Here is a 22,250-nt window from a genome sequence, read left to right as displayed (position 1 = left end):
AGCCAAAACACCATGCTGGAAGCTTTCATGCAGCGCGACAGTGCGTTTGACGGAGTTTTTATTACCGGGGTCAAAACTACCGGTATCTTTTGTCGGCCGGTTTGTACGGCGCGTAAACCCCTGGAAAAGAATATCGAATTCTTTGACGACGTCAGCGAGGCCATACGCGCCGGATATCGCCCCTGCAAACGCTGTTCTCCCTTGCAAGCCACGGATGAGATTCCGCCAGATATTCAAAAGTTGCTAACTTTGGTTGAGAGGGACCCGCAAAAACGCTGGAAAGACTGGCAATTACGCGAAATAGGCTTACAGCCCGCGGCGGTAAGACGCTGGTTTCAAAAACACTACAACATGACCTTTCATGGTTACTCGCGTTTGCGACGCTTGGGGGAAGCGATGCAACAAATGAAACTGGGTGAAAATGTCACGCGCTCAATGGATGTGTCCGGGTACGAATCGGAAAGTGGTTTTCGCACTGCGTTTAAAAAGTATTTTGGTAATCCACCCGGACAATCCAGAGACTGTACCCGGATGTGGGTCAACCGGATCATGACGCCATTGGGACCGATGTTGATCTGTGCCAATGATGATGGTCTGCATCTTCTGGAATTTGTTGACCGGCGCATGTTGGAAACCCAGATCAAGCGGGTGCGTAAATACACCAGCTGTTATTACGTACCTGGTGAGCATCCAGTCATGCAAACCACCGAACAACAATTGCAAGAATACTTTAATGGAACACGCAAAAGTTTTGATCTGCCTATTGCATTGATGGGCACGGAGTTTCAGCAACAGGTATGGAAAGCTTTATTGAAGATTCCCTATGGTGAAACCCGAACTTACGCGCAACAAGCCATAGCCATCAAAAACCCCAAGGCGGTCAGGGCGGTCGGGACGGCGAACGGGGATAATCGATTTGCCATTATTGTTCCCTGTCATCGCGTGATCGGCGCTGATGGCAAACTCACCGGATATGGTGGTGGCTTGTGGCGTAAGCAGAAATTACTGGAACTCGAAGGGGCTTTATAAAGCGCTCTTCAAGAATCCCGCTTGACGGCAAAGTCAGCCAGAGCAAGTAAACATTTTTTGTGATCGGAATCCGGCAAGTCTTGTATTGCCGCTTTGGCTTTATCGGCTTGAGCAAAGGCCTGGTTTTCGGTGTATTGTAAGGCGTCGCTTTTGGCAATGACTCTTAATACCTCTTCCAGATAATCCTTACTGCTCACTTCGATGGCGTCCTGGATGATCTTTTTGTCATCACCTTTACTGAACTGCAATGCCCGAATAAGAGGCAATGTCGGTTTACCTTCGGCCAGGTCATCACCTAACGATTTACCCAGTTCATTGGCATCGGCCTGATAATCCAGCAAATCATCGACTAACTGAAAAGCAAAGCCTAAATGTGAACCATAGGCGGCTAATGCCTGACCTGTGTTTTTATCGGTCTCTGACAATATACCGGCGATTTCCATACCGGCGGCAAACAAGGTGGCCGTTTTACGATCGATCACCGCAAAGTATTCCGCTTCTGTGGTTTCGGCGTTCTGGATATTCAACAGTTGCAACACTTCACCTTCGGCGATGCGATTGGTTGCATCAGCGAGGATATCCAGGATTTCCAGATTGTTGAGTTCGACCATCATTTGGAAACTGCGCGAATACAAAAAGTCACCGACCAGTACACTCGCGGCATTGCCAAACAGATTATTCGCCGTTGGTGAACCACGCCGTAATTCGGAATCGTCCACCACATCATCATGCAGCAGAGTGGCGGTGTGAATGAATTCAATGATCGCTGCAGCAGCGATGTGATCTTTACCCTGATAACCGCTGGCGTGGGCAGCCAATAAGACCAATAGAGGGCGCAAGCGTTTGCCACCACTGTGGATAATGTGTTGCGAGATCTGGTTGATCAGCACCACATCCGATTGCAGTTGTGCGGTGATGAGCTTGTTGACGGCTTGAAAATCCTGGGCTACAAGATTAACCGCCTTATCGATGGCCGTGTTCAATGGGTTTCCTGATAGGTGTTTTTATTGTCAGTCCTTAAGCTAAAACTGGAATTTACGCTCTACTGGCGGCATGCTAACAGAGCCGTATGCGCTGTCAATGCAAATGGCTTGATTTTTAAGGAAAATTCCTTGCCAGAGCTTAAGAGTATTTCAGTAAATATTCGTCATTTTTGATTGACCGCACTGGCATTAATCAGTAGAATTCTCGCTCTTTGCCGGCCCTTGGATAGATCTCAAGCTATTCCGGGCGGCGTTCATCACTTGTTAAATCAAGCTAAGTCATTGAAGAGTAAAGAATAATGTACGCAGTAATCAAAACAGGCGGCAAGCAGTATCGTGTCAGTGAAGGCGATAAATTGCGCGTTGAAAAACTGGATGTTGCCGTTGGCGACGCGATTGAATTCGATCAAGTCTTGATGGTAGGCGAAGGCGCTGACGTCAAGATCGGTACTCCGATGCTCGAAGGCAGCAAAGTTGCCGCTAAAGTACTCGAGCAGGGTCGTGCTAAGAAGATCCGTGTGGTCAAGTTCCGCCGTCGTAAGCACTCACGCAAGCAAATGGGTCATCGTCAATCATTCACTGAAGTTGAGATCACCGGCATTTCAGCCTGAGTCTCGATTCACAGACAAGTTTAAAGTTTTAGGAGAGTAATATGGCTCATAAGAAAGCAGGCGGTAGTACTAATAACGGTCGCGATTCAGAAAGTAAACGCCTTGGTGTAAAACGCTACGGTGGTGAAGATGTGTTGGCCGGAAATATCATCGTGCGTCAACGTGGTACAAAATTCCACGCGGGTACCAATACCGGTCTCGGTCGTGATCACACTATCTACGCCAAAGCGGACGGTAAAGTGAAATTTGAAGTGAAGGGTCCCAAGAATCGCAAGTTTGTTTCGATCGTAGCGCACTAAGCTAAATCGAAATGCAGGTTCTGAAAGCTCCGCCAGTCGGGGCTTTTTTTATGGCATTTTTTATAATTGAAATTTTTGTCTAGGAAGGGCAATACGCAGTGCGTCCATTACAAAAACTCGAAATGTTTGATGGGCACGCATGCTTTGCCCATCCTACGTGTTATTAAAAATATAAAACTTAACGATATATACTGAAATCATGAAATTCGTAGATGAAGCATCAATCTGGGTCGCGGCCGGTAAGGGCGGCGATGGTAGCGCCAGTTTCCGACGTGAAAAGTATATCGAATACGGTGGACCGGACGGCGGCGATGGCGGCCGTGGCGGCAGCGTATACCTTATTGCGGATTCCGGAATGAATACCCTGGCCGACTTTCGAGTAGGTCGCAAGTATCGTGCGAAACCGGGCGTGAATGGTAGCGGACGTAATTGCACAGGACGCTCAGGCGAAGACCTTGAGATCGTGGTGCCGGTCGGGACCTATGTGTATGACGATGATACCGATGAGTTGATCGGGGATATCACCGAGCATGACCAGAAACTGCTGGTCGCTCAGGGCGGCACCGGCGGTCTGGGAAATGTGCGCTTCAAAAGTTCGGTCAACCGGGCGCCCAAGAAAACCACGCCGGGAACAGCGGGCGAAAAACGCAAATTGCGTCTTGAACTAAAAGTTCTCGCGGATGTAGGCCTGCTCGGTTATCCGAATGCGGGAAAATCCACCCTGATCCGTTCTATGTCAGCGGCCAAGCCCAAAGTTGCGGATTATCCTTTTACCACCTTGATTCCCAACCTGGGTGTGGTGCGCGTCGATGATTCGCGTGCCTTTGTGATGGCCGATATTCCCGGATTGATCGAAGGCGCCGCGGATGGTGCCGGACTCGGACATCAATTCTTAAAACATCTGGAACGTACACGTTTATTGCTGCATGTGATCGATCTCGCGCCATTAACAGAAGACATCGATATCGCTGCCGAAGCTGTCGCATTGGTGAAAGAGTTGGAAAAGTATTCTGACGAACTCATGGAAAAACAGCGCTGGTTTGTGTTTAACAAACAAGACATGGTCGATGAGGAAACATTCAAAGCGCGCGCTCAGTCCGTGTTGGATGCCTTTGATGGCGAACACCGGGTGTTTTATATTTCTGCCCTGGCAAAACAGAACCTGGATGAATTGAAATACGCGGTCATGGATTACATGGAAGGAATCGAAGCAGACGTCTAGTCCATTTTCTCGTTTTCAGCGACGATTCTTAGCGCTTCTTGCAACAAAATATCAACCTGCGGGTGAGATGATTCCAGGTCTTCCTTCATCAGCATTTGGTGCCCAAGACGGGTAATGAGTAAATTTTCTTTGGGGTAAATGATATTAAACTGCCCTAAAAATCCTTGCATGTTATACACAGGATCCCCGTTATATTCGCCTACCCAAATGCCGTATCCATAGGTCTTGTTGTTGTACGGCATCTGTTTGATCATATCGATATGTTGTTTAGCCAATATCCTGTTTCCATTCCATTGACCTTCGTTCAAGAATAATTGACCAAATTTCGCGACGTCTTTTGCCGCAGCAACTATGCCGCCAAACACGCGTTCATTACCACCCTTTTTATCCAGAACATAATAGCCGTCTTGCTGCATACCCAGAGGCTTCCAGAACGACTCTGAAATGTAGTCCGAAATAGTCTTGCCATTCAATACCCGTGCCAGAGTCGTACCCAGTAACTGTGTACCTCCGGAGTTGTAATGCTGAATGTCGCCCGGTACTCCTGTCGCCGGTAATTCGTGTACTGACAAGCGGGAAATATCATCATGGAAGGTGAATTTGGCGATCAGGGAAAACGGCGAATGGTCCATCTCTTTCCAATACAATCCGGCCGACATTGAACCCAGGTGATGTAAGGTCAGGGTAGGGCTTTGTTCGACCGGCCATTCGGGGATGTATTTTTTAACCGGGTCATTGATGTTGTCGATCAGGCCATCTTGAATGGCCTTGAGAATTGCAAAGGTGATAAATGATTTGCTGATCGACCAGATACTCGAGACATCTTCGGCATGACTGCCATTGAAATAATGTTCAGAGATCAGCTCTCCGTCTTTGGCGATCAAGAATGCTGTACTTTGGTAGGTTTGATGATGTTCTAGAATTTCCTCGGACAATGGCACCCGGTTATAGTTTTTGTGTTTTGGCCAAGGTTGAGGTTCTCCGGCTTCAATGGCGCGCAAGGGTTGTACGGTGAAATCGTGAATGCCCGCGTCGGTTTGTCCACGTAACCAGATGGTGCGAGCTGCAGTGATTAAATACGCACGGTCTGTTGCGACCAGGATTGACAGGAATGCAATGACAGCGATGAGTAAAACGGCGAGGAGTTTTTTCATCGGGCGATTATAAAATAATTTGCTCTAATGGATGTTTGTATAAAAAATTCGGGCACAAAAAAACCGGCAATAAGCCGGTCTTTTGAATTGCACTGAATTTAAAAAATTACAGAGCTTTGATCTTGGTATTTAAACGGCTTTTATGACGGGCCGCTTTATTCTTGTGAATAAGCCCTTTGGTGACTGCGCCATCGATCAACGGGGCGGCTTCGTCATACGCAACTTTGGCTTCGGCTTTATTGCCGGCGTCGATCAGGCTGACGACTTTCTTTAATGCGGTACGGAAACGTGAACGCAGATTTACGTTACGTATGCGACGTTTTTCTGAAGTGATCGCGCGTTTTTTTGCTGATTTAATATTTGCCACAAATTGCTCCTGGGAGTGTTCGAGTGTTTGCAGATCTGCTGTAACACCTAAACATCACACAAATCTCATAAAATAGCCGCGCATTATGCGTAAAATGCGCTTGGAAATCAACCGCTAGTGGCGAGTAATCTCAAATAATCGATAGGATTGATCGAAAATACGGGCTTAATTAGCGGCGCAAATCAGCTCAAGGTTAAAAATCAATTAAAACAAGGACTTATGCGGCTATAATCGGCAACTAAAAAACGCTATGCCTAAATTACTCAAATCAGCCTCCGTATTTGGCGGATGGACCTTCATCTCTCGCATCCTGGGACTGGTCAGGGATGTGCTGTTCGCGCGCTTTTTTGGCGCGACTTACATGATGGATGTGTTCAAAGTGACATTCTCGATCCCGAATTATTTCCGCCGATTATTTGGGGAAGGCGCCTTTTTACAGTCCTTTGTTCCGGTGTTGAATGAGTATAAGGAAAAACAAGACCATGCCGCGGTAAAAGACCTGGTCGACAAAACCTCCGGCACCCTGGGGTTCATTCTTTTTATCGTGTCCTTGCTCGGAGTGTTAGCGGCTCCGGTGTTTATTTTGCTTTTCGCGCCCGGATTTTACGACGAGCCGGAAAAATGGGAACTCTCGATCCGCATGTTGCGCTGGATGTTTCCTTATCTGTTATTCATTTCCCTAACCGCATTGGCTGCCGGAATTCTGAATACCTATAACCGCTTTGCCGTACCGGCCTTTACCCCGATACTATTAAATCTGATTTTGATCGGGTTTGTTCTATACATCTCGCCACAATTCGAGACCCCGGTTTACGCCATCGCCATTGGGGTTTTTCTCGCCGGGATCGTGCAGTTGGTATTCCAATTTCCATTCTTACGTCAATTACGTTTATTGCCCAGGCCAAAATGGGGTTGGAAAGACAGCGGAGTTCGAAAGATCTTTCGCTTGATGATTCCCGGAATCTTTGGATCTTCCGTCGCCCAACTCAATTTGATCATTGATACAGCAATCGCCTCCTTGTTGGCAACTGGAAGTATCAGTTGGTTATTTTATTCAAATCGACTCATGGAATTTCCTTTGGGGATCTTTGGTATTGCCATAGCAACGGTAGCCTTACCAAGATTGTCGAGCCAGTTTTCGTCAAATTCCACGCAGGAATTTTCCCGTACCCTGGACTGGTCGCTGCGTATGGCCTTTGTAATCTGTTTACCCGCCGCGGTCGGTTTATTGTGTTTGGCGGGACCCATGCTGGCCACCTTGTTCCAGTACGGCGAATTCACCACTTATGACATGCGTATGGCGCGTTACAGTTTGTGGGCTTATGGTCTTGGTTTGTTCGGCTTTGTCTTGGTCAAAGTATTGGTACCGGGGTATTTCTCAAGACAAGATACGGTGACACCGGTGAAGATCGGTATTGTCGCTATTGTGGTAAACATCAGCCTGAATGTAATTGTGCTGAGTTTGTTTTTAACTGGTAAATGGACAACCGCGCCACACGCGGGTTTGGCGGCGGCCACGTCCCTGGGAGCCTTTGTGAATGCGGTATTACTGTATCGCGGCTTACGCAAAAGAGGAATTTATACACCGCAAAAAGGCTGGTGGCTGTATTTGGCGAAAGTTGTTCTTGCCTGTGTACTGATGGGTCTGTTAATTACATTCCTGGCTGGCAGTCTCGATTCCTGGGCCAGCGCCGGGGCTTTGAGCCGAATATCACGTCTGGCTACGGTGATCGGGGCCGGGGTGCTATGTTATTTTGCCAGTTTGTTTATTATGGGCATTCGTCCAGGTCATTTTTTACAACACTAATTAGAAATCGAGCCCGTTTTGCGATTAATCCGTTCATACAAAAATTTCCCCAAGGAACTTTCCGGTAGTGTTTTAACCATTGGAAATTATGATGGCGTGCATCTGGGCCATCAGCGGGTGATCGAACGCGTATTGCAGGTGGCCAAACTCAAGCATCTGCATTCCCTGGTTATGGTATTTGAGCCCACCCCCAAAGAATATTTTATGGGTGATCAGGCGCCGGCCAGATTAATGCGATGGCGGGATCGCTTTTTAGCCATTAAACAAACCGGCTGCGAAGGCCTGGTGCAATTGAAGTTTGACCGCGAGTTATCCAGTTTATCGGCGAATGATTTTGTCAAACAAATCCTGGTCGATGCGCTCGGCGTGCAACACGTGGTTATCGGGGATGATTTTCGTTATGGCTATCAACGTCAGGGGGATTTCGAACACTTGAAGGATGCAGGCAGAGAACACGGGTTTATTGTGGAAGACACCCAAACTTTGAAACAAGGCACGCAAAGGGTGAGCAGTTCCGCGATTCGTGCGGCCTTGTCTGATGGCGATATGGAATTGGCATCCAGCTTGTTGGGCTCCGCGTATCACATGAGCGGGCGCGTGGTGCACGGGAAAAAACTGGGTCGCGAACTCGGGTTTCCCACGCTAAATATTCCTGTCAGTCGGCAAATTTCCCCTTTGCATGGCATCTACGCGGTTCAAGTACACGGTTTGGAACAAGACCCAGTCAATGGCATTGCAAGTATCGGAACTCGCCCGGCGGTGGAAGGTTCTGACTGGATCCTGGAAGTGCATTTGCTTGAGCGTGACGGCGATTTTTACGGGCAACATGTGGATGTGGAATTTTTGCATTTCCTGCGACCGGAAATAAATTTTGCTGATCTTGCCGCATTAAAAAAACAAATGCAGGCTGACCTGGAGCAAGTCCGGGAATATTTTGAGCATTAGCTTGAAGTAATCTGCACCGAATAGATCAGGATTACCCTTAAAAAGCGGCTAATTACGCAGTCAAAGCGGGCCAAACCACGTACAATAGCGGGTCGTAAAATTGATCAATCCGATACGACTGGAAACCGAGTGAGTAAAGACGACAAAAAACCCGCACAAGCGTCCGGGAAGAACTACAAAGATACCATCAATCTTCCCAAAACCGCTTTTCCGATGCGTGCCAATCTGGCCCAGCGTGAACCTAAGCAATTACAAACCTGGGAAGAGCAAAATATCTACGCGCGTATGCGTGAAGTGTCCAAAGGGCGCCCGAAATTCTATTTCACGGACGGACCGCCGTACGCCAATGGCAATATTCACATCGGGCATGCCGTCAACAAGATCTTAAAAGATATCATCGTCAAGTCGCGCTCACTCGACGGGTTCGATACACCGTACATTCCCGGCTGGGATTGTCACGGTTTACCCATCGAACGTGAAGTCGAGAAAAAACACGGCAAGCCCGGGCAAAAGCTCGACGCCAATGCGTTTCGCAAAGCCTGTCGTGAGTATGCGGCTAAACAGATTGATGGACAACGCAAAGATTTTAAACGCCTTGGCGTGCTCGGGGACTGGGAAAACCCTTATCTGACCATGGATCCAAAGTTCGAGGCGGCGCAAATCCGGGCGCTTGGCAAGATCATCGAGAACGGGCATGTGTACAAGGGCTTTAAACCGGTGCATTGGTGTCTGGATTGTCAATCCGCATTGGCTGAAGCCGAAGTGGAATACGAAAATAAAGTATCCCCCAGTATTGATGTGCGTTTCCCGGTGCTTGACACTGAAAAGTTTCTGACCGCTTTCGGAATAGAATCCGTAGACAGTGACAAAATCTCGGTTCCGATCTGGACGACCACGCCCTGGACCATTCCTGCCAACCAGGCTGTGACCCTGCACCCGGAATTACAATACAGTCTGGTAGCCGTAACCACTGATGCGGGTAAAGAATATTTATTACTCGCCACAGACATGGTCGAGGATGTGTGTGCCCGCTTTGGCGCCGAGTCCATTGAGCAGGTCGCGCAAGCAAGCGGTGACAAATTCGAGAACATTACTTTGCAACACCCCTTGTTTGCATCCCGACAGGTGCCAATTATTCTAGGTGAGCATGTCACGACCGAAGCCGGTACCGGTGCCGTGCATACCGCGCCCGGACACGGGCATGACGATTTCAATATGGGTCTCAAATACGACCTGCCTTTGGAAAATCCGGTCGGGGGTAACGGCGTTTACTTGCCGTCTACCGAAATGTTTGCCGGCCAACACATATACAAAGCCAACGACAATATTATTGACGCATTAAAAGATGCTGGTGCGTTGATTAAATTTGAAAAAATAGAACACAGCTATCCGCATTGTTGGCGACATAAATCGCCCGTGATCTTCCGTGCTACCTCGCAATGGTTTGTGGGCATGGAACAAAACGGCTTGCGCCAACGCACCCTGGAAGAGATCCCCAAAGTGCAATGGATCCCGGAATGGGGTGAGCAGCGTATTTATGGCATGGTGGAAGGTCGTCCCGACTGGTGTATCTCGCGCCAGCGCGTCTGGGGCGTGCCAATTCCCTTGTACCTGCATAATGAAACCGGCGAGTTGCATCCGGATACCCAAGGCATCCTGGAAAAGGTTGCCCAAGCCGTTGAAACGGGTGGTATCGAGGCCTGGTTTGCGATGCTGGATAAAGAATTACTGGGTGCCGAGACCGGCAATTACGAACGCACGACCGATATTATGGATGTGTGGTTTGACTCGGGTACTGTGCATCACAGTGTGACCAAAACTCATGGATTGGAAGCGCATATCGCCGATCTGTATCTGGAAGGTTCTGACCAACATCGTGGCTGGTTCCAGTCCTCTTTGCTCACCAGTATGGCGATGAAGGATCAGGCCCCTTACAAAGCGGTACTCACGCACGGATTTACCGTGGATGAGAACGGGCGCAAAATGTCCAAGTCGCTGGGTAATGTGATCGCACCACAAAAAGTGGCCAATACCCTGGGTGCTGACATTATTCGTTTATGGGTTGCGTCAGCCGATTACAGCGGCGAGATCACGGTATCGGATGAAATATTCAAACGTGTTGCCGATTCGTATCGTCGCATTCGCAATACCATTCGGTTCTTGTTGGGTAATTTGCATGGCTTCGACTTTGAAAAGGATGCCGTTGCCCTGGATGAATTGCTCTCATTGGATAAATGGATATTAAAACGCTCCAGTGAATTGCACACAGAATTGACCACGGCTTACGAGACCTATGAGTTTCACCATATTTACCAAAAACTGCATAAATTCTGTAGCGAGGATCTTGGCGGTTTTTATCTGGATATCTTAAAAGACCGTTTATACACCACACAAACTAAATCACAGGCACGGCGTTCGGCCCAGACCGCGATGTACCACGTTACGCATGCGCTGGTCAGGTGGATTGCCCCGATATTGAGCTTCACTGCCGAAGAAGTGTGGTCATCCATGCATGAATTGGGTGCGAGCAGCGAATCGGTCTTGCTTGAGACCTGGTACAAGCTGCCTGAGCTTGAATCTACCCAACAGGATTGGGACACTATTCTGGATATTCGCGACACAGTGTCAAAAGCACTCGAAGAAAAACGCGCGGCCGGTGTGATTGGTTCGGCTCTGGAAGCCGACATAACCATAAACGCGAATGGCGAGCAATATAAAGCCTTGGAGCAGTTGGGTGACGAATTGCGCTTTGTGTTTATCACCTCTGGCGCGGAACTGAATAATGGCAGCGAGCAACTTGAGGTAGAGATTAAAAAGACCGATGCTGAAAAATGCGTTCGTTGCTGGCACCGACGCCCAGAAGTAGGACGATCCACAGAGCATCCGGAATTATGCCAACGCTGCATCACCAATGTTGATGGTGATGGTGAGCAGCGCCATTACGCCTGACAGCATGAATACAAACACCGAAAAAGCACAACTCTCTACCAAAGCCTGTTTCTGGTTCATTGGTTTCAGTTTGCTGTTGGTGGTGCTGGATCAATGGACTAAATTCGAGATCGTACAGCGTTTTGAATACGGTGAGCGCCTGGTGGTCACGTCCTATTTCGATCTGTATTATTTACGAAATTACGGCGCGGCCTTCAGCTTTTTGAGCGACGCCGGCGGTTGGCAAAAGCCGTTCTTTATCAGTCTTTCAGCCATAGTGTGTACCGGCATCATTATCTGGTTTTTCCGTTTTGCCAAAAAAGATCAAAAAATTCTCGCTCTGGCATTAAGCCTGGTGATGGCCGGCGCCCTGGGCAATGTGATTGACCGCATCAACTATGGTTATGTGGTGGATTTCCTGTCTTTTCATTACCAACCCTTCGGGCAAATACCGCTCCTTAAATTCCTGTTTCCCAATGGCCGGTATCCGGCCTTCAATGTGGCCGATATGGCAATTTTCTGCGGGGCAATATTCCTGCTCATAGACTGGTGGCAGGAAGTGAAAAAAGAAAAAGCCCTGGCTGCCATGAAACCATCTGTCCCGGACGAGTCTTAATAGCATGCAAATTCTACTTGCCAACCCCCGAGGATTTTGTGCCGGTGTTGATCGCGCCATCGATATAGTCAAACGTGCCATCGAGTTGTTTGGTGCACCCATCTATGTGCGGCATGAAGTGGTGCATAACAAATTTGTGGTGGATTCGCTCAAGGACAAAGGTGCGATCTTTGTGGATGAGCTCGAGGAAGTCCCCGACAATGCCACGGTAATCTTTTCCGCGCATGGCGTATCCAAAGCTGTACAGGACGAAGCCCGGCGTCGTGACTTGCGAGTCTTTGATGCCACTTGTCCATTGGTCACCAAAGTCCACATGGAAGTGAAACGCTACGGCGAAGATGGACGCCAGGTGTTGTTGATCGGACATGCAGGACATCCGGAAGTGGAGGGCACCATGGGTCAATTCGACGACAGTAACGGCGGCACGATTCATTTGGTTGAGACCGTTGACGACGTGAAGTCACTGGAGGTGTCCGATCCGGCTCAATTAGCCTTTGTGACCCAAACCACTTTGTCAGTAGATGATACCAATGACATTGTTGAAGCCATCAAGCAACGCTTCCCCGAAGTGAAAAGCCCACGCAAGGAAGACATTTGCTATGCCACCCAGAACCGTCAAGATGCGGTTAAACAACTGGTGGCGGACTGTGATGTATTGCTGGTGGTTGGTTCACCCAACAGTTCCAATTCCAACCGCCTGCGTGAACTGGCCGACAAGGCCAATGTGCCGGGCTATTTGATCGATGGTGCCGAAGATCTACAAGCCGACTGGTTTAACAAGGTCAATAAGGTGGGCTTAACCGCCGGTGCCTCGGCCCCGGAATTACTGGTGCAGGGCGTGGTGGATCAACTCAAGGAATGGGGCGGTGTGGCCGCGCAGGAAACCAGCGGCGCGGTTGAAACCATCACCTTTTCATTGCCGAAATTACTCAAGCGCTGATTAAAGTTTAATTAGCCGCTTAACTAATACTCTATTTCCAACACTTGCTGGCGTCACCGCCGGTTCCGGCCACCGCTGACTTAACCCCACTGCTGTTGATACTAAAGGAGGCGCAATCCTTGTCTTTGGATTGGTAGTTAGTGGAAACCACGGTGGCTTTGGCAGAAAAATTTTCCGTGAACGGAGTAGTTCCGATCTGTTCAATGCTTAAAGTGTAATAACCGTTCTCGGTCAGAACATTGCTACCGCTCACCTGAAACCAGTTGTTAGCCGTATTCGCGGTTTTAAACGCCGCATCATTCAGATAGGTGTTGTTTTCCAGGTAATTCTTTTCCTGCTCGGCACGAATTTTAAGTAACGCGGTTTTGGCGTCAACCCGATAAGAACGAATCAAATAGCGTTCATAACTGGGGTAGGCCAAGCCGACCAGAATACCAATAATAGCAACCGTTACCATCAACTCAATGAGAGTAAATCCACTTTGTTTATTTTGTTGAACGCAATTTTTTAACATTCTGTAATTCCATTATTGCTAAAAAGCAATGTTATTGTTTTTTATTCCATGCGATGCCAGTAGGTCTTGACCGGATTATTGGTAATGCTCGGGTCTACAGCTTCTTTACCGATCAATACACTCACATTGGTTCCACCAGTATCCCCGGTCTCGAACACGAATACCGGATTGGCGGATATGCCGGCCTCATTGAGATCGGTGGAACGGTTGCCGGTATCCTGGTCAGAATCGGCTGCGTCCAGGATCGTGACCTCAGTGCCATCATCAAATACAATCACCACGCTGCCATCGGGATTGGTGACTATCTCATCGCCATCGGTCAACACATAGGTGTCACCATCAGAGGTAGTGACAACGATATCACCGTCTTCGTTGGTGCCAATAGTGTAGGTTTCTTCCAGGAATACGTCTGTCACACCGCCATCAAACAAGGACACGGCATAGAGTTTGGATTTACCGAGTTGTGCATTAGGGGCACAACTGTTACTCGGGGCACTTTCGGATTCAGGCACATAGGTGGTGAAAAATATCTTGTTGTCACCGGTAATGGCCGGATTCAGGATCTTTTCACCAGGGCCGCTATTAAGATCAATAACAAAACCGCCGTAAGCTTTTAATTGTGAACCTGCTTGTGCGATCGAGGTGACGTCGAGAAGCTTATGAGTTGTTGGTGCCGTCGTATCGCCGTTATCGTAGATCACGGGCAGGGTACTGAAGTCGGGCTTGTTGTTCACTGCGTAGTCTTTCAACATATAGAATTTATCGTTCAAGACTTCGTCCAGCGGGTGGGCGCGATAACCCGAACCGATGGCAATGGATAAATAGCGTCCGTACACGCTGTTGTCGACCGGAGCGACACTTGGGGCGGAGAAAAAGCGAATATTGGTCAGCCCGGTATTTGTATTGGTGGATGCCCCCGGACTGAGTTTGGCCAGTACCCCGCCACTCGCGGTGATCTCATCCGAGTTAGTCACATAATTATCAATGTCAAAACGCCACACCTGGCCACCCAGATCACCAAAATACAAGCGATCCGAGTGTCCATCGTAATTACTGTCGATGATGCGAATGTCGGAGGGAATGGCGTATTGCATATCGGCATACTGATCGGCTGCGATGGCTGTAGTGCCGGTTTGATCATGGCTTGCGTGCCAGAGCAATTCACCGGTATTGGCGTTTACGATATACACCGCGCGGCCCATGCTGGCATCAAGTGCAGATGCCGGAGCCGTGGCACTGATCAATGTGTCCTGATTCTCATCATAACCACCGGCAAAAATAACCACATCGATCGGGTCTTCTGTGGGGTCAGCATTGGCGATGGAGGCGTGTTGCACCGCCGACCAGGTTTGACCCAATTCAGTGAAATCGCCCTGACCACCGCGAATCTTCCAGACCAGTTCCGGATTATTGTAATCGCTCACATCCATGGCATAGATATTACGACCGCCACGGCGTTGGGTTGCGTACAGCATCGCGGTTTCGCCGCTGTCGACCAGCAGGTTTTCTTCGACGATGTCGTTATTCCAGAAAGTCACCGGTCCGTCGATACCGTAGAGTTTGTCTATGGATTCTTCATTGGTGTAGTAGGTATCCAGGTTCACCAGGGTTTCGTATGGCGCATAAGCAAAATATTCCATATTCTCGGTCAAGGTCTGTGGGTCGGCATTTACACCGTGTATAAAGCCATTATTAGTACCGAAGAACAAGGCCTGATCCACCACCGGATTTTCCGCGGTCCCGGTGTTATAAGAAATGATGGCCGGGGTTGTGTGTAGCAGGTCGCCAACGAACTTGGTCGAGGTTTCCGAGGTGGTGGTGCCATCGGTGGTCACCACCACGCCACGACCCCATCGCACCAGTTCGGTAAAGTATTCATCACTCATGCTGCTATCGCCCAATAATGACTTGGTGATGTAGTTGTTATCGGTTTCGTGCAATTTATGTTTGCTGTCTTGACTAAGATCAAGATTCAGTAATCCGACATTGTCATCTTTGTGGGTGTAAACTTTTCTCGATGTGGTGGTTAAGCGGCTGGCGAATCCGCCTAAACCGGAAACATTGCCGTCAGCACCAAGCACTTTGACTAATTTAGGGTTTTGCAATTCGGCGGCAGAAGAGTCTGTCCAGAAACTTAATGCGTAGTCGTAAAAAGAACCTGTGGCAGGATCGATAGCTGCCACCGTATTGGCATCAATAATTTCGCCGTCATCGAACTTGTACTTTTTCAGGTTACCTTCCCAGACCCGGGTTTCGGTTGGCGTGAACAGCGAGTAATACAATTCGTCGCGGTTCTCGAGGCGGTTGAAGTTATTCACAGAGATGGACGGGGCGACAAAGGTGGTGTTTTGGCCAATTATCTCGTTCAGCACTTCACGCAATAAAGCGGTGATGGCTCCAGGGTTTTCAGCCTTACGGAATTTACCACCGCCCAGAACGGCGGCTTCGTCAAGGTCCTCGGCACTGGCGTTTATGGAAATACCGTAAGTGGTCACGTTTTGCAAAACCGGGTCACCGTTCTCGTCAATACCATTTGCAATGTCATCGCGCAGATCGTGTTCATACATGAACTGGGTCAGGTCATCCAGACATTCATCATTGCCTTGTCCACATTTACCATGATTCCCTTCCAATTCATGTTGGGTACCATCCGCGGTCCAGCCGATGGCATCATTGATCTGAGGGGCAGTTTGATCCGACGATGTGCCTGAGGCAGTTAGATATAAGACGTAATTCCCCTGGCAAACACCGTCTATCGCATCGATCGGAGAAATGTATTCGCCATTAGAGTCAATTGCTGACGGGATATTTGTGGTGGGAGGATGTGGTTGTGGATCCGCGTCAAGCAAGGTGAAATTTTGTGAGGCAGTCCCACCGCCATGCGGTGAAAGCCCTCTAAAGTAACGATACGCCTCATATTGGCCAGATGCCATAGGCTGGCCCCCGGAAAAACTGTTGTCTTCGGTGGTCACGTAATTGGCTGTCGGTCTGGAATTTGGCAGAATAGTGCCATCTTTTTTACCAAATGCCTCGATGTAATTCCCAATTATTTCTAACTTGGTCTCGGAGTCATCCAGTGGTACTACGGGCATTAATATTGACGCCGTTTTATTACCACCTGCGTTGTAGCGGGCAATACCCATATTGAAATCATCGTATTCATCAACGATCTGGGACATAGCGGTGATAGCGAGTTGCACACCGCTGGTGCTGTGATAGGCATCGGCAAAGGCCGGATCATTTTTGTTGTCAATGACGTAATGGGCATAATTCAGGAAATGCCCGGTGTAGAAAGTCACGAACTTGTCATCACCCCAGACAATACTGGTGTCTTCGGTTTCTGACCAGGCGGCTTTAATATTACTGTCAGGGTCCACCGGTCCTGAATTTGTGATGTAAGGATCTGGGGTGGTTTTTATCGGGAAGGTGGTAGTGTCCAATTCAACCTGACCACTTGCTGCTGTTAATATCTGTAAATCACCGTGTTTGCCCTGGTCGTTCAAACATTCGATCGGAGCAGTTTCCATATTGGCGTTACTGGCGTGCCCAAACGCACCCCAGGTACCACTGTCTTCATCCCATTGATGCACACGGTCATTCAGCGAGCCGACCTCCAGCATGAACTCGACAATGTCCCGACAGCGCATGGCCGACACCAAAATGGTGTCGGAGTTGTTGCCACAAGAGGGTAATTGGTTGTTGGTGCCGGTTTTGACATAGATCTTGCTTTCGTCACAGGGCGCAGAGGCCGCCGCCGGTGTTGCAACTGTAGCGTCGTAGCCATCGACGTATTCAATGCTCTGGTTCATGCTCGAGGAAGAATCCAGCATGATCAACACGTTTGGTGCAGCGCCTTCATAGGTGGAACTCTTGACAAAGATCTCGGTGTCGTCGGCGTAGGTGGCCGCAGTGAAGAGCACACAGGGAAATAAGGCAAGCAGAGCCAATTGCTTAAATAAGGTCAGAATCCGTTGTGTCCAGTTTGTGGTGAGAGTTTTCATAATATTCTCGATGCGAAATTAGCTTATTCCATGGTTTAAAAATTAAATTGTTGTCTGTCTCTTCATTTGGTTGTCATTTGGTTGATGGCGCAACTACGTAAAACCCGATGCGGTAATTGGCCACTGCATTTTTTGCAGGTGCGGTTGCCACGGCTTCCATCTGAAAGTGATGGGCGACGCCTTTGTTGATGTCCCAGCCCAGGGATGGTCCCTCGGTGCGGTAAAACACCCGGGTGTTGACGGTGGCAATTTTTTTACTGGTGTCGGCACTGCTGAAAACATCGGTGGTTTGTGCCAGGGTGGTTTTTTCGGCATCCGGAACTTCCGACCCATCGAGTGTCACCGACAAGGCATTCAGGCGTGCATCTATTACCGCTTCGGCCGCCTGAAAGGTATTATTGAACTGTTGTTTGTTATTGGCAATGACCAGTTCCAGCACCGAATTTTTCATGCCAGCCAGGCTGACGATGCTGATCGCAAGCAGCATGACCAGACATATGAACAAGGTTGAGCCTTGCTGCTGATTAATTATTTTGTTTTGGTTAATTTTCATTTTTCACTAATAGCAATTCGCTAGATCTCCATGTTGCGTATCTGGTATGTACGACTGACGAGTAAACGTCGGAATGCATCATCCGGGGTGTACGCACTCAGCCCGTTCTTGTCGCCATAAGCGTAGGTGGTGGTGTTGGTGTAATTCTGTTCGGGAAACTGCGAACGCATTAACAGCCACACTCTGACCGAGCGTATGGTGACACCGGGGTTGTTCAATACTGCATTGTCCGGTGCGACATAGCGATTTATCGAGCCACGTCCGGGACTGCCCAAAGACGAGGTATCGATGCCAAACTCGATTTGTAGATCTTCAACGCCCACCGCAAATTCGTTATCGGCCACGGAAGGTTCAGCGCCACCATCCACCAGAGTTATGCGTCTGAGCATGGGAATATTGTCATTGGCTGTGTAGGCCCAATCGCGTACGTAATAACCATGTGAGACCATTTCAAAGGTTTTGGCTTCGGTGCCGGTTGAGAGTGGTGGTGTCGTTCCTTTGAAGACCACACCCAAGGGGGTTTCCAGACTCGAGATATAGATCTTGCCGGCTTCCAGGTCCGCATCCGCCACTTCCGCGGTATCGGCATGCCGGATAACCAGGGAATCTGTATTGGCGACAAAATCCGCAGCCGTGATACAGCCCGTGCCCCATGGTGGGTAGATATTATTGGTGCCGTGAATGCCCTGGGGAATGTTCAAGGCCCAGCCGTTAAAACTGGTGTCGGCCGGATCGTTACAATCATTGTTGATCGCACCGGTAATGGTCGCGCCAATGGTCATGGCATTCACACTATTGTGTTTGCCCCAGAAATTGGCGTGACGCAGGTCTTCGTCCAGACCATCCAGAACAAACTGAGCCTGTTCTTGCAGGCGGGCGACATTTTCATTGATCAGGTAACTGTTTTTTGCTTGTTGAAAGGCATAAGCCGCTGCCAGGATCAGGAAGGATCCGATCGTTACCGATATCATCAGCTCGATCAGATTGAACCCTTGCTGGGTTTTCCATTTTGCCAATGTGCTTGTGTCAAAGGTATTCATCAAAATATCACCGTATCCAGAACATAACTGCTGTTACGTTCCTGGTCATTCCAGGTAATAGTGATGGTGACATTGTAGGGTGACACCGTGTCTGTATTATTGATCGAGGCCAGCCCGTTCACGATGCCGGATTTGCTCGCGGTGGTATCCGACAAGGCGGTTTTCCATTCCCAGACGTCAAAGCTGGCCAATTGAAAGGCATTGCAATCAATGGCGTCGGTGCCGTCGGCATCGGAACAATTAAACGGGGCATTGGCACCCGGGGCGGCAGTTGAGGCATTGTATTGACCGGCAGACACCGCAGCTTTGTTGGCGCGCATACGTTCAATGATATCGGTGGCGAAATGTATGGCCTTGGTGCGTTGCATGGAGGTGTGGGTTGCTTTCAAACTTTCCACTTGCAACAAAGCAAAAGCCAGAATTCCGGTAGAGATCACCAATAGTGCCACCAGGGTTTCTATCAGGGTGAAACCCCGAGAGTGTGACACGAACTGCATTTTTGGGATCATGGTATTCATGTGCAGGTCACCACATAGCCATCCGGTAAAGTGCTTAATGTCGCTCTACCGGTTGCACTCAAAGTGATCAGGCGCCCGAATCGATTCAAAGCACGGTCATCACATATAGCAATGTAGGCCGAAGTCTGGGAGTCACCGGCCTCGAAGGTCGCGCCGCCTTTTTGGTTGTATAAAATACTACCGCCAACATTATTATTGGCGACCTGGATCAAACTGACCTTGTCGTTCAATTCACTGCTGGTGTAAATAGTCTCTTCTCCCGTGTCGAGCACGTCATCGGCATTGGTGTCCACAAAAATAATTATTTCGTTGATATTCGATGAGCCCAGATGCGGATCTTCACAATCGACATTGCTGATCTTGTTGCGAAAACAGACCTTGACCGGGACGCTGCGTTTGATGGCCTCGGTGCGGGCAAGTTGAAAAGCGGTTATAACCTCTGTGCTCACAGAAGCAATGGCCTGGTTTTTGATAAAGGCTTCATAGCTCGGGGCGGAGATGGCCGCAATTATCCCTACAACCAAAACTATGGTCATCAGCTCAACTATGTTGAAGCCGTACTGCTTGTTTTTTAGCCCGCCAAGTCTCATTCCGTCTGCCTCGATCTTGAGTGCACTGTTTTTAAATTCCATTCTGTGACTAAAGCTTAAATTTTAGGGCTTAATAAGGGTTTTACAGTGACTAACGGTTGAAATTAAAGGACGGACGGTTGTATTCAATAAGCAAAATGTCAAATAATGACATATCGTTTTGTTTCACATCTGGAACACATTGGTTCAATCCTGATCATTCCCGCTTAATCACAAATATTTTTGTGCGTTTGCGTTATTTGCTTCGATAATCTGGGCCGACCGGTGTAACTGATGATAAGCGCCTGATAATTATGCGTTTTTATAAATTTTTCCTGCGGACAAAACATCAAAGTACCGTTGGTGCTGCGTTTGGGTAAGGGTTTGAAGGTAAACGCCTGTCGATTCGCGACCAGCTCAAACTTACTCAGATCAAATTGCGTGGCATACAGGAGTTCCTCGTTCAAATCGCGCTTGACCGGGTAATCTTTATCGCGGTTGATGAACATGATCCAGCCATAAGAATAATCGTAAGAACCGGGTTGGCAGGAATGCGCATCCTGGCTTGGGCAAATGACGATATTTTCCAGGGTTTTATTGGCCTCGAATTTTGCACTGAATAAAGTATGCTGAAAGGCATTCATGGCGGCGCTGCGTTGCTGGCTGGTCAACAGGTTGGCATAGGCAGGGAGTGCCAATCCCGAGATGATTGCGCTGATCACCAGCACCACTAATAATTGGATAAACGTGGTACCGCTTTGTGTGTTGCTGTTGAGTTGAACAGTATATAGACCTGAATCTGACATAGTTACTCCCTGTTTTGTAAAGGTTCAATCCATGAACAGCGCCATTCTATTCAAACACAAGCAGTAAATCTGTCAGATACGCTTGATGCAGACGTCAGACAAAACTGACACGTTCACAGCAGTAGATTTCGATGGCGGAAATAGGCTTATTTTTTCACCGAGCCACAGAAATATTTGTATAATCTGGGTATGTTTGATTTTCAGCGCAATCGACAAGAGATCACCGAGCTCATTCGTGCCCACGGTTTAACCCCTACGGCGCAGCGCGTGGCGATTGGCGAAGTGTTATTAAATAAGCCACAACACCTGTGTGCTGAAGAGGTTTTGCAAAAGGTTATTGCCGGGGCCAACAATGCCTCAAAAGCCACGGTCTATAACACCTTGAAAAGTTTTCTGAAGCACGGTTTGATCCAGGAAGTGAAGATCAATGACCAAACCGCCATCTACGATTCTGTGACCGAATCGCATCATCACTTTTACAACGAAGACACGGGTGAGCTATCCGATATCAAACACCAGGATATCAGTATCAATTATCTCCCAGAGCTCCCGCCAGAGCTGGAAACCAAGGGCGTAGACATTCTGGTCCGCATTGGCAATAAAACCGCAACTCGCTAAACATTCATTCATGCCGGGATAGCTCAGTTGGTAGAGCAGCGCATTCGTAATGCGGAGGTCGGAGGTTCGAATCCTCTTTCCGGCACCATATTGAATGTACCGGTCATTGTGAAAAGCCAAAAAAATTCTTATCATGGCAAATTAGCACCGACGCCGGTAAATTTTGAATGCACAGACCATCAGAAACGGAAAATTTATGAAATATTTACACAGCATGTTGCGCGTGACTGATCTGGACGCTTCCATAAGGTTCTATTGTGAGCAATTGGGTTTACAAGAAGTACGGCGCAATGATTATCCCAAAGGAAAATTTACCTTGGTATTTTTAGCCACGCCGGATGATATCGAGCGCTATGGACGCACCGATTGTCCGATGCTGGAATTAACCCACAACTGGGAGCCTGAAGACTACACAGGGGGTCGAAATTTTGGGCATCTTGCTTTTCAAGTAGATAATATTTTTCAAACCTGTGAGACCTTGCAAAAAGCCGGCGTGATTATCAATCGACCACCACGTGACGGGCGCATGGCCTTTGTACGCTCACCCGACAATATATCTATTGAGTTACTCCAAATAGGTGAAGCATTGGAGGTCATCGAGCCTTGGGCGTCAATGCCCAATAGCGGTGAATGGTGAGTTAATCCAATTGCACACTAGGTTACGAGCCTGAGACAACATATAATGGTCGTTTACTCTCCGGCATAGTCGTCGGCAATACAGGATTACAGG

General features: G+C 48.5%; 21 protein-coding genes and 1 tRNA gene. 12 read left to right on the top strand and 10 right to left on the bottom strand.

The features are described from left to right. The first annotated feature begins 27 nt into the window (after window positions 1–27). Window positions 28–1,029, top strand: coding sequence for a bifunctional transcriptional activator/DNA repair protein Ada (locus tag HKN88_06365; GenBank protein ID NNC97680.1), 1,002 nt, complete (start codon window positions 28–30; stop codon window positions 1,027–1,029). An 8-nt stretch (window positions 1,030–1,037) separates the two neighbouring features. On the opposite strand, the gene HKN88_06360 is transcribed toward HKN88_06365, so the two are convergent. After that, on the bottom strand, window positions 1,038–2,000 hold the full coding sequence (locus HKN88_06360; GenBank protein NNC97679.1) for an octaprenyl diphosphate synthase: 963 nt from the start codon (window positions 1,998–2,000) through the stop codon (window positions 1,038–1,040). A gap of 311 nt (window positions 2,001–2,311) precedes the next feature. Here HKN88_06360 and rplU point away from each other — a divergent pair, with 311 nt between their 5' ends. The 3 genes from rplU to cgtA all read left to right on the top strand — a co-directional run bounded on the left by rplU (window position 2,312) and on the right by cgtA (window position 4,144). Further along, on the top strand, window positions 2,312–2,623 hold the full coding sequence (gene rplU / locus HKN88_06355; protein ID NNC97678.1) for a 50S ribosomal protein L21: 312 nt from the start codon (window positions 2,312–2,314) through the stop codon (window positions 2,621–2,623). Between the two features lie 41 nt (window positions 2,624–2,664). Beyond that, window positions 2,665–2,922: a 50S ribosomal protein L27 gene (gene rpmA / locus HKN88_06350; GenBank protein NNC97677.1), complete on the top strand. Its 258-nt coding sequence runs from the start codon at window positions 2,665–2,667 to the stop codon at window positions 2,920–2,922. A gap of 199 nt (window positions 2,923–3,121) precedes the next feature. Continuing rightward, the gene (gene cgtA, locus HKN88_06345; protein ID NNC97676.1) at window positions 3,122–4,144 is read left to right on the top strand and encodes an Obg family GTPase CgtA; all 1,023 of its coding nucleotides are present in this window, start codon (window positions 3,122–3,124) and stop codon (window positions 4,142–4,144) included. Here the strand turns inward: cgtA and HKN88_06340 are convergent. Beyond that, window positions 4,141–5,298, bottom strand: coding sequence for a serine hydrolase (locus HKN88_06340; protein ID NNC97675.1), 1,158 nt, complete (start codon window positions 5,296–5,298; stop codon window positions 4,141–4,143). The two genes, cgtA and HKN88_06340, sit on opposite strands and share 4 nt — an antisense overlap. A 106-nt stretch (window positions 5,299–5,404) precedes the next feature. Then, window positions 5,405–5,665, bottom strand: coding sequence for a 30S ribosomal protein S20 (rpsT, locus tag HKN88_06335; protein ID NNC97674.1), 261 nt, complete (start codon window positions 5,663–5,665; stop codon window positions 5,405–5,407). A gap of 250 nt (window positions 5,666–5,915) precedes the next feature. Between rpsT and murJ the strand changes: the two genes are divergently transcribed. The 5 genes from murJ (at window position 5,916) to ispH (ending at window position 12,901) form a co-directional block, all read left to right on the top strand. Continuing rightward, entirely contained in the window at window positions 5,916–7,472 is a 1,557-nt protein-coding gene (gene murJ / locus HKN88_06330; GenBank protein ID NNC97673.1) for a murein biosynthesis integral membrane protein MurJ, read from the top strand. 18 nt (window positions 7,473–7,490) lie between these two features. Beyond that, entirely contained in the window at window positions 7,491–8,417 is a 927-nt protein-coding gene (gene ribF, locus HKN88_06325; protein NNC97672.1) for a bifunctional riboflavin kinase/FAD synthetase, read from the top strand. Between the two features lie 129 nt (window positions 8,418–8,546). Further along, window positions 8,547–11,366, top strand: coding sequence for an isoleucine--tRNA ligase (ileS, locus tag HKN88_06320; GenBank protein ID NNC97671.1), 2,820 nt, complete (start codon window positions 8,547–8,549; stop codon window positions 11,364–11,366). 4 nt (window positions 11,367–11,370) lie between these two features. Next, complete coding sequence (gene lspA, locus HKN88_06315) at window positions 11,371–11,961, top strand: signal peptidase II (GenBank protein NNC97670.1); 591 nt, start codon at window positions 11,371–11,373, stop codon at window positions 11,959–11,961. 4 nt (window positions 11,962–11,965) lie between these two features. After that, window positions 11,966–12,901: a 4-hydroxy-3-methylbut-2-enyl diphosphate reductase gene (gene ispH, locus HKN88_06310; GenBank protein NNC97669.1), complete on the top strand. Its 936-nt coding sequence runs from the start codon at window positions 11,966–11,968 to the stop codon at window positions 12,899–12,901. Between the two features lie 31 nt (window positions 12,902–12,932). Here the strand turns inward: ispH and HKN88_06305 are convergent, their stop codons facing one another. The 7 genes from HKN88_06305 to HKN88_06275 all read right to left on the bottom strand — a co-directional run bounded on the left by HKN88_06305 (window position 12,933) and on the right by HKN88_06275 (window position 20,902). Further along, the gene (locus tag HKN88_06305) at window positions 12,933–13,415 is read right to left on the bottom strand and encodes a type IV pilin protein (GenBank protein ID NNC97668.1); all 483 of its coding nucleotides are present in this window, start codon (window positions 13,413–13,415) and stop codon (window positions 12,933–12,935) included. Window positions 13,416–13,456: 41 nt separating this feature from the next. Further along, the gene (locus HKN88_06300) at window positions 13,457–17,416 is read right to left on the bottom strand and encodes a hypothetical protein (protein ID NNC97667.1); all 3,960 of its coding nucleotides are present in this window, start codon (window positions 17,414–17,416) and stop codon (window positions 13,457–13,459) included. A gap of 73 nt (window positions 17,417–17,489) precedes the next feature. Further along, window positions 17,490–17,969 carry a hypothetical protein gene (locus HKN88_06295; GenBank protein NNC97666.1) on the bottom strand — a complete coding sequence of 160 codons (480 nt, stop codon included), beginning with the start codon at window positions 17,967–17,969 and terminating at the stop codon, window positions 17,490–17,492. A gap of 20 nt (window positions 17,970–17,989) precedes the next feature. Next, on the bottom strand, window positions 17,990–19,009 hold the full coding sequence (locus HKN88_06290) for a prepilin-type N-terminal cleavage/methylation domain-containing protein (GenBank protein ID NNC97665.1): 1,020 nt from the start codon (window positions 19,007–19,009) through the stop codon (window positions 17,990–17,992). Further along, window positions 19,009–19,527: a type IV pilus modification protein PilV gene (gene pilV, locus HKN88_06285; GenBank protein ID NNC97664.1), complete on the bottom strand. Its 519-nt coding sequence runs from the start codon at window positions 19,525–19,527 to the stop codon at window positions 19,009–19,011. The genes HKN88_06290 and pilV overlap by 1 nt, the downstream gene beginning before the upstream one ends. Continuing rightward, window positions 19,524–20,159 (bottom strand): hypothetical protein, encoded by a 636-nt coding sequence (locus tag HKN88_06280; protein NNC97663.1) that lies wholly within the window; start codon window positions 20,157–20,159, stop codon window positions 19,524–19,526. Before HKN88_06280 ends, pilV begins: the two co-directional genes overlap by 4 nt. A 164-nt stretch (window positions 20,160–20,323) precedes the next feature. Beyond that, window positions 20,324–20,902, bottom strand: coding sequence for a hypothetical protein (locus HKN88_06275; protein NNC97662.1), 579 nt, complete (start codon window positions 20,900–20,902; stop codon window positions 20,324–20,326). A 189-nt stretch (window positions 20,903–21,091) separates the two neighbouring features. Between HKN88_06275 and HKN88_06270 the strand changes: the two genes are divergently transcribed. The 3 genes from HKN88_06270 to HKN88_06260 all read left to right on the top strand — a co-directional run bounded on the left by HKN88_06270 (window position 21,092) and on the right by HKN88_06260 (window position 22,157). Next, a complete protein-coding gene (locus HKN88_06270) occupies window positions 21,092–21,520 on the top strand; it encodes a transcriptional repressor (protein ID NNC97661.1) in 429 nt (142 codons plus the stop codon). A gap of 12 nt (window positions 21,521–21,532) precedes the next feature. Beyond that, window positions 21,533–21,608: transfer RNA gene (locus HKN88_06265), tRNA-Thr, on the top strand. Window positions 21,609–21,716: 108 nt separating this feature from the next. Continuing rightward, entirely contained in the window at window positions 21,717–22,157 is a 441-nt protein-coding gene (locus tag HKN88_06260) for a lactoylglutathione lyase (protein ID NNC97660.1), read from the top strand. Window positions 22,158–22,250 lie beyond the last annotated feature (93 nt).

It is taken from the genome of Gammaproteobacteria bacterium, from assembly GCA_013001575.1.
Taxonomy (GTDB): domain Bacteria; phylum Pseudomonadota; class Gammaproteobacteria; order Steroidobacterales; family JABDMI01; genus JABDMI01.
The sequence above is the reverse complement of the archived record's forward strand: the minus strand, read 5'-3'. Positions and strand labels throughout refer to the sequence as shown.

Excerpts from the sequence above, each read along its gene's own strand:
- HKN88_06365 (NNC97680.1), top strand. The coding sequence starts at position 28 with ATGCAGCGCGACAGTGCGTTTGACGGAGTTTTTATTACCGGGGTCAAA.
- rplU (NNC97678.1), top strand. The coding sequence starts at position 2,312 with ATGTACGCAGTAATCAAAACAGGCGGCAAGCAGTATCGTGTCAGTGAA.
- rpmA (NNC97677.1), top strand. The coding sequence starts at position 2,665 with ATGGCTCATAAGAAAGCAGGCGGTAGTACTAATAACGGTCGCGATTCA.
- cgtA (NNC97676.1), top strand. The coding sequence starts at position 3,122 with ATGAAATTCGTAGATGAAGCATCAATCTGGGTCGCGGCCGGTAAGGGC.
- HKN88_06340 (NNC97675.1), bottom strand. The coding sequence starts at position 5,298 with ATGAAAAAACTCCTCGCCGTTTTACTCATCGCTGTCATTGCATTCCTG.
- murJ (NNC97673.1), top strand. The coding sequence starts at position 5,916 with ATGCCTAAATTACTCAAATCAGCCTCCGTATTTGGCGGATGGACCTTC.
- lspA (NNC97670.1), top strand. The coding sequence starts at position 11,371 with ATGAATACAAACACCGAAAAAGCACAACTCTCTACCAAAGCCTGTTTC.
- ispH (NNC97669.1), top strand. The coding sequence starts at position 11,966 with ATGCAAATTCTACTTGCCAACCCCCGAGGATTTTGTGCCGGTGTTGAT.
- HKN88_06305 (NNC97668.1), bottom strand. The coding sequence starts at position 13,415 with ATGTTAAAAAATTGCGTTCAACAAAATAAACAAAGTGGATTTACTCTC.
- HKN88_06300 (NNC97667.1), bottom strand. The coding sequence starts at position 17,416 with ATGAAAACTCTCACCACAAACTGGACACAACGGATTCTGACCTTATTT.
- HKN88_06295 (NNC97666.1), bottom strand. The coding sequence starts at position 17,969 with ATGAAAATTAACCAAAACAAAATAATTAATCAGCAGCAAGGCTCAACC.
- HKN88_06290 (NNC97665.1), bottom strand. The coding sequence starts at position 19,009 with ATGAATACCTTTGACACAAGCACATTGGCAAAATGGAAAACCCAGCAA.
- pilV (NNC97664.1), bottom strand. The coding sequence starts at position 19,527 with ATGAATACCATGATCCCAAAAATGCAGTTCGTGTCACACTCTCGGGGT.
- HKN88_06280 (NNC97663.1), bottom strand. The coding sequence starts at position 20,159 with ATGGAATTTAAAAACAGTGCACTCAAGATCGAGGCAGACGGAATGAGA.
- HKN88_06275 (NNC97662.1), bottom strand. The coding sequence starts at position 20,902 with ATGTCAGATTCAGGTCTATATACTGTTCAACTCAACAGCAACACACAA.
- HKN88_06270 (NNC97661.1), top strand. The coding sequence starts at position 21,092 with ATGTTTGATTTTCAGCGCAATCGACAAGAGATCACCGAGCTCATTCGT.
- HKN88_06260 (NNC97660.1), top strand. The coding sequence starts at position 21,717 with ATGAAATATTTACACAGCATGTTGCGCGTGACTGATCTGGACGCTTCC.